The following is a 10,247-nucleotide window of genomic DNA, read 5'->3' on the forward strand; positions in this document are numbered from 1 at the left end:
AGCTTTACAATCAGTGACAGCGGGGGCGTGCGGCGGCTCCGGGCGGATTCCGCCCGGAGCGCGGCCGTGCTCCTTCCGGGCGACACCGGCCCGCAGATCGCGATAGCGTCACAGCCGAACCATGTGCCGCGCCGGATCGTTCTCCTTTCACCCGACAGGAGAAAGAGCCGGAGCGAAATATCCCGAACAACGCGAATATCGCGTATTCCAGCTCAACCAGCTTGTGCCACCTTGGAGGTGAGGGTGTCCCAGATCGCAGGCGAGCCCGGGACTCAGGACTTCGTGGAAGTCCGTCTGCCCGCTGCGGGTGCCTACCTGTCCGTGCTGCGTACGGCCACGGCCGGGCTCGCAGCCCGCTTGGACTTCACCCTCGACGAGATCGAGGATCTGCGCATCGCGGTCGACGAGGCCTGCGCGATCCTGCTGCAACAGGCCGTCCCCGGCAGTGTGCTGAGCTGCGTCTTCCGCCTGATCGACGACGCGCTGCAGGTGACCGTGTCCGCCCCGACGACCGACGGCCGTGCCCCGGAGCGCGACACCTTTGCCTGGACGGTGCTCTCCGCACTCGCCGGCAAGGTCGATTCCACCGTCGCCGAGGACCGTACGGTCACCATCAGTCTGTACAAGGAGCGCGGCGCCGGTCCCGGACCGTCATGACCGAACAGGGGGCCCCGTGAAAGATCTCGACAGCGGCGGGCGGATGGCGTCCAGTGCGACCATCCCCGAGCAGCAGGCCCGGCCGCATCCGGTGGGAGTGGACGACCACGGCGGCCATTTGGACGCGGCGGAGCAGGCGGAGCGGGCAGACCACATGGACCAGAGCGAGCAGCAGGGACAGCAGGCGCATCGGCATGATGCGCCCGCTCCCGACGACACGCTGCAGGAACAGCAGCACTCCCAGGAACCGCAGGACCGCAGCGGCGCCCGGGCGATGTTCTATGAGCTGCGGAAGCTGCCCGACGGCTCCCCGGAGCGTGCGGAGCTGCGCAACACCCTCGTCCGTATGCACCTGCCGCTCGTCGAGCATCTGGCGCGCCGGTTCCGCAACCGCGGCGAGCCGCTGGACGATCTGACCCAGGTCGCCACGATCGGCCTGATCAAGTCGGTGGACCGCTTCGACCCGGAGCGCGGCGTGGAGTTCTCCACGTACGCCACCCCCACCGTCGTCGGCGAGATCAAGCGGCACTTCCGCGACAAGGGCTGGGCGGTCCGCGTCCCGCGCCGCCTCCAGGAACTGCGGCTGTCGCTGACGACGGCGACCGCCGAGCTCTCCCAGCGGCACGGCCGGGCACCGACCGTCCATGAGCTGGCCGAGCATCTGTCGATCTCCGAGGAAGAGGTCCTGGAGGGCCTGGAGTCCGCCAACGCGTACAGCACGCTGTCCCTGGACGTGCCGGACACGGACGACGAGTCCCCGGCCGTCGCCGACACCCTGGGCGCCGAGGACGAGGCGCTGGAGGGCGTGGAGTACCGCGAGTCGCTCAAGCCGCTGCTGGAGGACCTCCCGCCGCGCGAGAAGAAGATCCTGCTGCTGCGCTTCTTCGGCAATATGACCCAGTCGCAGATCGCCCAGGAGGTCGGCATCTCCCAGATGCACGTCTCCCGGCTACTGGCCCGCACCCTGGCCCAGCTGCGCGACAAGCTGCTCGTGGAGGAGTAGGAAGCACGCGGGGAGTGCCGGCACTCCTCGCGGCGGCGCCGTCGTCGTGGAGGACGGGCCTTGGGAGCAGCGGGTTCTGCGTTCCCCCGCAGCAGCGGGTCCTGCGTTCCCTGCGGAGGAGCGGGTCCTGCCCTTTCCCGCGGAGGAGCGGGCCCTGCTTTCCCCGCGGAGCAGCGGATCCTGCGTTCCCCACGAAGGAGCGGGTCCTGACCTTCCCCGCGAAGGAGCGGCCGTGCCTTCCCCGCGAAGGAGCCTGCCCCGCCTGCCTCTCGCAGGAGCAGCCCCGCCGTGTCCGTGGAGGAACGGGTCGCGGGAATACCCTCCGCCCCCGCCCCGTTGTGGCCCCGTAGGGGGCGCTCGTGTCCCCTACGGGATCCGTTCGCCCCTCCCCTACGGGACCTCGCGCCGTCCTACGGGGCGTCCCGCCGTCCTACGGTGTCTCCCGCGGCCCGATGCCCAGCGCCTCGGTGGCCGTCGGGTTGACCAGCAGGACGAGCACGAGGAGCGCGGCCACGGCCAGTACGACGCCGGCCGCGATCAGCGCCCCGCCGCCGTTGATCAGCGTCCAGGCCACCGGCAGCGCCACGATCTGCGTGATCAGCGAAGGCCCCCGGCTCCAGCGGCGGCGCAGCCACAGCCCCCGGGCGGCGACGAGCGGCAGCGCGGCGAGCGCGAGCACGGTCAGCCCGCCCATCTCCGCCTGCTGCGGGCTGTCCGGCGAACCGGCCAGCCCCATGACCAGCATGTATCCGCCGAGCGCGGCCAGCGCGAGCCCTTCAACCGCGGTGAGCGCCGCCGCGGCGCTCAGCCGGGCAGGTCGCGGCCCGGTCGGCGGGGTGGGCGCGGCCGCGGCGGGTGCGCCGGCGGCTCGTCGGGCGGACTTCTTCTGCTGGCTGCTCACCCCAGCAGGGTAGCGCCGGCGCCGCGGCGGCCGGGGATGCCCCGGATTCCGACGGTGCGTGAGGGCCGGTACCAGCAGGTAGGTACGCTGCTGCACATGCGCGCACTCCTCGTGGTCAATCCTGCTGCCACCACCACCAGTGCCCGCACCCGTGAGGTACTCACCCACGCACTCGCCAGCGACCTCAAGCTGGAGGTCGCCGAGACGCGCTACCGCGGGCACGCCCGTGATCTGGCCCAGCAGGCCACCGAGGGCGGAGAGACCGAGCTGGTCGTGGCGCTCGGCGGCGACGGCACGGTCAACGAGGTCGTCAACGGACTGCTGGCCAACGGCCCCGATCCGGACTCGCACCCCCGGCTGGCCGTCGTCCCCGGCGGCTCCACCAATGTCTTCGCCCGCGCGCTGGGGCTGCCCAATGACGTCGTGGAGGCGACGGGCGCCCTGCTGGACGCGCTGCGCGACGGCAGCGAGCGCACGATCGGGCTGGGCCTGGCCTCCGGCACCCCGGGCAGCGAGGACGAGGGCGTACCGGAGCGCTGGTTCACCTTCTGCGCGGGCTTCGGTTTCGACGCCGGCGTCGTCGGCCGGGTTGAGCAGCAGCGGGAACGCGGCAAGCGTTCGACCCATGCCCTGTACATGCGACAGGTCGTACGGCAGTTCCTGGGCGAGGCGAACCGCCGTCACGGCATGATCACGCTCGAACGCCCGGCCGGGGACGACGGCGCCGCGGAGCTCGTCGAGAACCTCGCCCTGGCCATAATCTGCAACACCGCTCCGTGGTCCTACCTGGGCAACCGGCCGATCTACCCGTCCCCGGACGCATCGTTCGACACCGCCCTGGATCTGTTCGCACTGAGCAAGCTCTCGTCCCCCGCGGTGGCCCGGTACGCCACCCAGCTGCTGACGTCAACACCCGAGCGCGGCCCCCATGGCAAGCACGCACTCTCACTTCACGACCTCACGAACTTCACCTTGCATTCGCAGGTTCCGCTGCCCTTCCAGATGGACGGTGACCACCTGGGCCTGCGCACGAGTGTGACGTTCACAGGCGTTCGCCGTGCACTGCGTGTGATTGTGTGAGCAGTAGGGCCTAAAGTCCTTTCACTCGAACGTTTAGGCTGGTTCCCACCCCCTGGAATGACGGCTGTGACCGAGGCGACACCAAGGAATCAAAAAAAAGTTTCCGGAAGGGGTTGTATCCGCAGCCGAGGTTTGCGAGTCTCTTCATGGCGATCGGGACGGCCGCTTTACCGGCCCCCTTGAGAGCCCGAATCCTCCTCCTCATTCCACAGGACCGCACCAGTTCACAGCTGGAGTTCGGCCCTTCCCTTGTGGAGGGATTCGTGAAAGCGTTCACATTCACAAGCAACGATCCCGTCACACGAGGAGATGGAGCAGCCATGGACTGGCGTCACCGCGCCGTTTGCCGCGAGGAAGACCCCGAGCTCTTCTTCCCTATCGGCAACACCGGTCCTGCGCTGCTGCAGATCGAGGAAGCCAAGGCCGTCTGCCGCCGCTGCCCCGTCATGGAGCAGTGCCTGCAGTGGGCGCTCGAGTCCGGCCAGGACTCCGGCGTCTGGGGTGGTCTGAGCGAGGACGAGCGCCGCGCGATGAAGCGCCGTGCAGCTCGCAACCGGGCGCGCAACGCCAGCGCCTGAGCCAGCCGCCCCGTGGCCCCCGAGCCGCAGCGCGCAGTACCCCCGATGCACCATCGGCGCTGAACAGCCCGGTCGTTATCGCATCGCAATAGCTTTGAGCCCCGGACCGCATGGTCCGGGGCTTGTTGCTGTGAGGGGCCGGGGCGGTTCTCCGTGAGGGGCCGGATATCGATTCCGCCTCGGTGCGGTCTCGAATCCGCTTCCCCGCCCCGGTTCTCCGCCCCGCTCTTCCCGCCTCGCTTTCCCGCTTTTGCCGGACGGCTTCTCCGCACCGCGTCGCAGTACCGGGTTCGCAGTACCGCGTCGCCGCACTAATGCCTCTCAGTGCTGCTTCTCGGGGCGGACGGGTACATCGAGGACGACCTGGGTACCGCCTTCGGGTGCCCGCACCATGTCGAACTTTCCGCCCAACTCCCCTTCCACCAGGGTCCGTACGATCTGCAGGCCCAGGTTTCCGGCACGATGCGGGTCGAACCCCTCGGGCAGGCCGCGGCCGTTGTCCTGGACGGTGACCAGCAGCCGCGGTTCGGTGCGGCTGCCGCCGCGCACCGCGCCGACCTCGACGACGCCCTGTTCCGCCTGGTCGAAGGCGTGCTCCAGGGCGTTCTGCAGCACTTCGGTGAGCACCATCGACAGCGGCGTGGCCACCTCGGCGTCCAGGATGCCGAAGCGGCCGGTGCGGCGGGTGATCACCTTGCCCGGGGAGATCTCCGCGACCATGGCCAGCACGCGGTCCGCGATCTCGTCGAACTCGACCCGCTCGTCGAGGTTCTGGGAGAGCGTCTCGTGCACGATCGCGATCGAACCGACCCTGCGTACGGCCTCGTTGAGGGCCTCGCGGCCCTGTTCGGAGTCCATCCGGCGGGACTGCAGCCGCAGCAGCGCGGCGACCGTCTGCAGGTTGTTCTTCACCCGGTGGTGGATCTCCCGGATGGTGGCGTCCTTGGTGATCAGTTCCCGCTCGCGGCGTCGCAGTTCGGTCACATCGCGCAGCAGCACCAGCGAACCGATGTGCGTTCCCTTGGGCTTGAGCGGAATGGCGCGCAACTGGATCACGCCGTCGTTGCCCTCGACCTCGAATTCCCTGGGTGCCCAGCCGCTGGCGAGCTTGACCAGGGCCTCGTCCACCGGGCCGCGGGCGGGTGCCAGTTCGGCGGTGGCCTGGCCGAGGTGGTGGCCCACCAGGTCGGCGGCGAGACCGAGCCGGTGGTAGGCGGAGAGCGCGTTGGGGCTGGCGTACTGGACGACGCCGTCCGCGTCGAGCCGGATCAGCCCGTCGCCGGCCCGGGGCGAGGCATCCATGTCGACCTGCTGACCGGGGAAGGGAAACGTTCCGGCAGCGATCATCTGGGCGAGGTCGGAGGCGCTCTGGAGGTAGGTGAGCTCCAGCCGGCTGGGCGTGCGCACGGTCAGCAGATTGGTGTTGCGGGCGATCACTCCGAGCACCCGGCCCTCCCGGCGTACCGGAATGGACTCCACGCGGACCGGGACTTCCTCTCGCCACTCGGGGTCGCCCTCGCGTACGATGCGGCCCTCATCCAAGGCAGAGTCCAGCATCGGACGCCGCCCCCGGGGAACGAGATGGCCCACCATGTCGTCCTGGTAGGAGGTGGGGCCGGTATTGGGCCGCATCTGGGCGACGGAGACGTAGCGGGTGCCGTCGAGGGTGGGGACCCACAGCACAAGATCGGCGAAGGAGAGGTCGGAGAGCAGCTGCCACTCCGAGACCAGCAGATGGAGCCACTCGAGGTCGGAGTCGCTCAGAGCGGTGTGCTGGCGGACGAGATCGTTCATGGAGGGCACGTCTTGGAGCCTACCGGCGTACGGTGTATGTGTTGTGCCTGCACGGGCATGGACAAGTAAGAATGGTCTAGTCCAGAATTCAGCAAAGACCTCCGCTCTCCCCGCACAGGAGGGCGGAACGAGGCCGACGGCGCTCTCTGCCCTGACTGCGCCAAGGCCTCCGATCGACCGGTCCCAGGACGGGGTGGCGCCCCCACCGCACACGGGGGACCCACTCCGCCGCACGGCGGGACCGGCCGATGTCAGCTCCGGGCTGCGGTGCCGGACAGGTTGAGGGTCCTGTCCCGGCGCCGCGGCCCGCGGGTGCTTCCGGGGTGCCTCAGGCCGCTTCCGGGCTCTTCGTCCGCGGCCAGGCCCGCATCGCCAGGTCGGCGATCGCCGCCAGTTCCGCCGCCTCCGCGCCGTCCCGCGCCTGCTGGGACATGCCCTGGAGGACGGCGCCCACATAGCCGGCCAGTGCGTGCGCATCCGTGTCGGCCGGGAGCTCACCCGCGGCGATGTCCGCCCGTACGGCGCCCGCAATCTCGCGGATGTTCGAGAGCCTCATCTCCCGCAGGGAGTCGGCGACTTCGGCGGACGCGGGCGAGGTGTTCAGCGCGGCGCTGATGACGAGGCAGCCGCGCGGACGGCCGGGCAGGGTGTATTCGACCGCGGCCTCGCGCAGGGCGCGGTCGACGCCGCGGCGGGCGGTCGGCTCCTCGGCCATGGCGCGGGCGATGAAGCCTCCGTAGAGCCGCCCGTACTCGGCGACGACCTCGCCGAACAGCGCCTGCTTGTCGCCGAAGGCGGCGTAGAGGCTGGGGGCGCTGATGCCCATGGCGCGGGTGAGGTCGGAGATGGACGTGGCCTCGTAGCCCTGCTCCCAGAAGGACCGAACCGCCTGCTCCAGGGCCGTCTCGCGGTCGAAGGAGCGGGGCCGGCCACGCTGCTTCGTTTCCTTGGTCGCCATGGGAGGAATTCTATAGCGGTCGGTACGGAACGCGTGCTACGGTTTTTCTGTAGCGAGCGATACAGAAATTGCTCGGCAGGCGAGGGCTGCGTGTGTTCGCGTACGGACGCACGCAGGCACGATCAGGGAGGGGCACCGCCATGGGCGCGCTCAGCGGCAAGACGGCACTGGTGACGGGCGGCAGCAGGGGGATCGGCCGGGCGATCTCGGAGCGGCTGGGGAGGGACGGCGCACGGGTCGGCGTGCATTACGGCCGCGACGAGGCCGCGGCCAAGGAGACGGTCTCGGCGATCGAGGCGGCGGGGGGCCAGGCCTTCGCGGTCCGGGCGGAGCTGGGTGTGCCGGGGGACGCCCGAGCGCTGTGGGCCGCGTTCGACGCACAGGCCGAGGGGGTGGACATCCTGGTCAACAACGCCGGCACGGACGGCACCCGCGAGACCATCGCCCACGTCCGCGAGGAGGACTACGACCGGGTCTTCGCCATCAACGCCAAGGCTCCGTTCTTCATCACCCAGCAGGGCCTGCCCCGCCTGCGGGACGGGGGCAGGATCATCAACACCTCGACGGGCCTGACGCGGGGCGCGGCCATGCCGGAGCTGATCGCGTACTCCATGACCAAGGGGGCGATCGACGTCTTCACCATGACCCTGGCCAAGGAACTGGGCGCCCGCGGGATCACGGTCAACGCGGTGGCGCCGGGCGTGGTCGACACGGACATGAACGCCGGCTGGCTGCGCGGCGAGGCCAACGCTCCGGCGCGCGAGGCGGTCCGGGCGATATCCCCGCTGGGACGGATCGCGGACGCCACGGAGATCGGCGACATCGTGGCCTTCCTGGCCTCGGACGACAGCCGCTGGGTGACGGGTCAGTGGATCGACGCGACGGGAGGGGCCCTGCTCTGACGGCACCTCGTCTGCCGGGCCCTGGGCGGCGCCCGCCTGGCTCGGGCCCCTGGCCCTGCGCCGCTGGCATGGCGACGTCCTGGCGCGGCGGCTCACGGCGCGGCAGCTCACGGCCCGGCGGGTCACGGTCCGGCAGCTCACGGCGCGGCGACTCCCGGCCCGGCGGTTCCTGGCCCGGCAGCTCACGGCGCGGCGACTCCCGGCCCGGCGGTTCCTGGCCCGGCAGCTCACGGCGCGGCGGCTCACGGTCCGGCGGGTCACGGTCCGGCAGCTCCTGGCCCGGCAGCTCCCAGCCCGCACCCTTCCGGTCACCCGGCCGGCGGGAAGTCGGACCGCTTCGTCCGGATGCGCCGCCGCGTCCGGGGGCCCGCCCTCTGATAGATTGGTCTATACCACATGACCCATGAGACCACTCTCCAGAACGGCAGGCCAAAGCGTGGAAGTTGTCATCGTTCCGGACGCCGCGGCAGGCGGCGAGCTGATCGCGGAGGCCATGGCCACCCTGGTGCGCCGCAAGCCCGACGCGCTGCTCGGTGTGGCCACCGGCTCGACCCCGCTGCCCATCTACGAGGCGCTGGCGGCGAAGGTCCGGGCCGGGGCGGTGGACGCCTCGCGGGCCCGTATCTGCCAGCTCGACGAGTATGTCGGTCTGCCGGCCGGGCACCCCGAGTCCTACCGTTCGGTGGTGCTGCGCGAGGTGGTCGAGCCGCTCGGGCTCGGCGAGGACTCCTTCATGGGCCCCGACGGCACGGCCGAGGACGTACAGGCCGCGTGTGAGGCGTACGACCGGGCGCTGAGCGAGGCGGGCGGGGTGGACCTCCAGTTGCTCGGTATCGGCACCGACGGGCACATCGGCTTCAACGAGCCCTGCTCGTCGCTGGCTTCCCGTACCCGCATCAAGACGCTGACCCAGCAGACCCGGGAGGACAACGCCCGGTTCTTCGACAGCCTCGACGAGGTCCCGCACCACGTCATCACCCAGGGCATCGGCACCATCCTGGAGGCCCGCCATCTGGTGCTGCTCGCCACGGGCGAGGGCAAGGCGGACGCGGTGGCGCACGCCGTCGAGGGCCCGGTCGCGGCCCTGGTACCGGCCTCGGCGCTGCAGCTCCACCCGCACGCCACGGTCGTCGTCGACGAGGCCGCCGCCGCCAAGCTCAAGCTCGCCGACTACTTCCGTGCCACGTACGCCGCCAAGCCGGAGTGGCAGGGCCTCTGAGCAGCTGAGGCGGGCGGCGACAGGGGGCGACAGGGGGGCTCCGCCCTCGTACGCGCTCAGCAGCACGCGGGCCGGGCGCGAAGGCAGGGGCCCCGGTCCGCGAGCCGCCCGGCCGTGCCCCGGTCCGCGAGCCGCCCGGCCGCACCGCCCGGCCGGGCCCCGGCCGGGCGGGAACGGCGATCCCTTCTTACCGCCGGTTTATGACCCCTTTGAGCAGGATGGGTGGGTCAGCAACCGGTGGGTGCCTTGAGGCATCTGAGGGAGGATCAGCCGTGCAGTTACTCACCATCCCGATATCGGTCGCCGGGCCCGCTTCGCCGGGTCATCGGTGCTGACCGCCGTGGCTGCCTCCTCCCGGCTGCCCGCGCCGGTGGCGCTGCCGCCGCAGCCCGCCCGGAGTCCCGGGCCGCGACGGCGTCCGGTGCCCTGGCTGCGGCCGACCATCCGGATACGGCTGACGCTGCTGTACGGCGGGATGTTCCTGATGGCGGGCGTCGTGCTGCTGGCGCTCATCTACCTGCTGGCGGCCGACATCCTCAAGGAGAACACCCCGGAGTTCAGGGTCTTCGGCAGCAACGTCCGGGTGGGCAACAGCGGTTGCCCCGGCCTGCCGTCGGCCGGCCGGGTAGAGACGGCGATCAGCGACTGCATCCGGGACCAGCGCGCACTGGCGCTGCACACCTTTCTCAACCGCTCGCTGCTGACGCTGGTGGGCCTGGCGGTGGTGGCGTTCGCGTTCGGTTATGCGATGGCGGGGCGGGTGCTGGCGCCGTTGGGGCGGATCACACGGACCGCGCAGCGGGTGGCGGGTTCGGATCTGCACCGGCGGATAAAGCTGGGCGGTCCGGACGATGAGCTCAAGGAACTGGCGGACACGTTCGACGAGATGTTGGACCGGTTGGACCGGGCGTTTGAGTCGCAGCGGCGGTTTGTGGCGAATGCATCGCATGAGTTGCGTACGCCGTTGGCGATCAACCGGACGTTGCTGGAGGTTCAGCTCGCCGATCCGCAGGCGTCGGCGGAGCTGCATCAGCTGGGCAAGACGCTGCTGGCGACCAATGAGCGCAGTGAGCAGCTGGTGGAGGGGCTGTTGTTGCTGGCGCGCAGTGAGAACAAGGTGGTCGACAAGCGGCCGGTGGATCTGTCGGAGGTGGC

10 protein-coding genes are annotated in these 10,247 nt (G+C 70.6%); 7 read left to right on the forward strand and 3 right to left on the reverse strand.

Going from position 1 to position 10,247, the window contains the following annotated elements:
- Nucleotides 1–243 precede the first annotated feature (243 nt).
- Both ACWD6P_RS08860 and ACWD6P_RS08865 read left to right on the forward strand, forming a co-directional pair.
- Nucleotides 244–657, forward strand: a complete 414-nt coding sequence (locus tag ACWD6P_RS08860) for an ATP-binding protein (RefSeq protein ID WP_003985353.1) — start codon at nucleotides 244–246, stop codon at nucleotides 655–657.
- A 43-nt stretch (nucleotides 658–700) separates the two neighbouring features.
- A complete protein-coding gene (locus ACWD6P_RS08865) occupies nucleotides 701–1,660 on the forward strand; it encodes an RNA polymerase sigma factor SigF (RefSeq protein WP_451443351.1) in 960 nt (319 codons plus the stop codon).
- A gap of 430 nt (nucleotides 1,661–2,090) precedes the next feature.
- Here the strand turns inward: ACWD6P_RS08865 and ACWD6P_RS08870 are convergent, their stop codons facing one another.
- Nucleotides 2,091–2,561, reverse strand: a complete 471-nt coding sequence (locus ACWD6P_RS08870) for a hypothetical protein (protein WP_451443336.1) — start codon at nucleotides 2,559–2,561, stop codon at nucleotides 2,091–2,093.
- A gap of 96 nt (nucleotides 2,562–2,657) precedes the next feature.
- On the opposite strand from ACWD6P_RS08870, the gene ACWD6P_RS08875 reads away from it, so the two are divergent.
- Both ACWD6P_RS08875 and ACWD6P_RS08880 read left to right on the forward strand, forming a co-directional pair.
- A complete protein-coding gene (locus tag ACWD6P_RS08875; RefSeq protein WP_451443337.1) occupies nucleotides 2,658–3,641 on the forward strand; it encodes a diacylglycerol/lipid kinase family protein in 984 nt (327 codons plus the stop codon).
- A 320-nt stretch (nucleotides 3,642–3,961) separates the two neighbouring features.
- Nucleotides 3,962–4,219 carry a WhiB family transcriptional regulator gene (locus tag ACWD6P_RS08880; protein ID WP_003983230.1) on the forward strand — a complete coding sequence of 86 codons (258 nt, stop codon included), beginning with the start codon at nucleotides 3,962–3,964 and terminating at the stop codon, nucleotides 4,217–4,219.
- Between the two features lie 321 nt (nucleotides 4,220–4,540).
- Here ACWD6P_RS08880 and ACWD6P_RS08885 read toward each other — a convergent pair whose 3' ends face one another.
- On the reverse strand, nucleotides 4,541–6,013 hold the full coding sequence (locus ACWD6P_RS08885) for a sensor histidine kinase (RefSeq protein WP_451443352.1): 1,473 nt from the start codon (nucleotides 6,011–6,013) through the stop codon (nucleotides 4,541–4,543).
- 328 nt (nucleotides 6,014–6,341) lie between these two features.
- Nucleotides 6,342–6,971, reverse strand: coding sequence for a TetR/AcrR family transcriptional regulator (locus tag ACWD6P_RS08890; RefSeq protein ID WP_451443338.1), 630 nt, complete (start codon nucleotides 6,969–6,971; stop codon nucleotides 6,342–6,344).
- 140 nt (nucleotides 6,972–7,111) lie between these two features.
- On the opposite strand from ACWD6P_RS08890, the gene ACWD6P_RS08895 reads away from it, so the two are divergent.
- From ACWD6P_RS08895 to ACWD6P_RS08905, 3 genes are all read left to right on the forward strand, one after another.
- Complete coding sequence (locus tag ACWD6P_RS08895) at nucleotides 7,112–7,873, forward strand: SDR family oxidoreductase (protein WP_451443339.1); 762 nt, start codon at nucleotides 7,112–7,114, stop codon at nucleotides 7,871–7,873.
- Nucleotides 7,874–8,309: 436 nt separating this feature from the next.
- Nucleotides 8,310–9,092, forward strand: coding sequence for a glucosamine-6-phosphate deaminase (nagB, locus tag ACWD6P_RS08900; protein ID WP_451443340.1), 783 nt, complete (start codon nucleotides 8,310–8,312; stop codon nucleotides 9,090–9,092).
- Between the two features lie 331 nt (nucleotides 9,093–9,423).
- Nucleotides 9,424–10,247, forward strand: an 824-nt coding sequence (locus tag ACWD6P_RS08905; protein ID WP_451443341.1) for a histidine kinase dimerization/phospho-acceptor domain-containing protein, incomplete at its 3' end; no start/stop codon positions are given.

Source organism: Streptomyces sp. NPDC002446, from assembly GCF_053595675.1.

Excerpts from the sequence above, each read along its gene's own strand:
- ACWD6P_RS08865 (WP_451443351.1), top strand. The coding sequence starts at position 701 with ATGGCGTCCAGTGCGACCATCCCCGAGCAGCAGGCCCGGCCGCATCCG.
- ACWD6P_RS08875 (WP_451443337.1), top strand. The coding sequence starts at position 2,658 with ATGCGCGCACTCCTCGTGGTCAATCCTGCTGCCACCACCACCAGTGCC.
- ACWD6P_RS08880 (WP_003983230.1), top strand. The coding sequence starts at position 3,962 with ATGGACTGGCGTCACCGCGCCGTTTGCCGCGAGGAAGACCCCGAGCTC.
- ACWD6P_RS08885 (WP_451443352.1), bottom strand. The coding sequence starts at position 6,013 with ATGAACGATCTCGTCCGCCAGCACACCGCTCTGAGCGACTCCGACCTC.
- ACWD6P_RS08890 (WP_451443338.1), bottom strand. The coding sequence starts at position 6,971 with ATGGCGACCAAGGAAACGAAGCAGCGTGGCCGGCCCCGCTCCTTCGAC.
- ACWD6P_RS08895 (WP_451443339.1), top strand. The coding sequence starts at position 7,112 with ATGGGCGCGCTCAGCGGCAAGACGGCACTGGTGACGGGCGGCAGCAGG.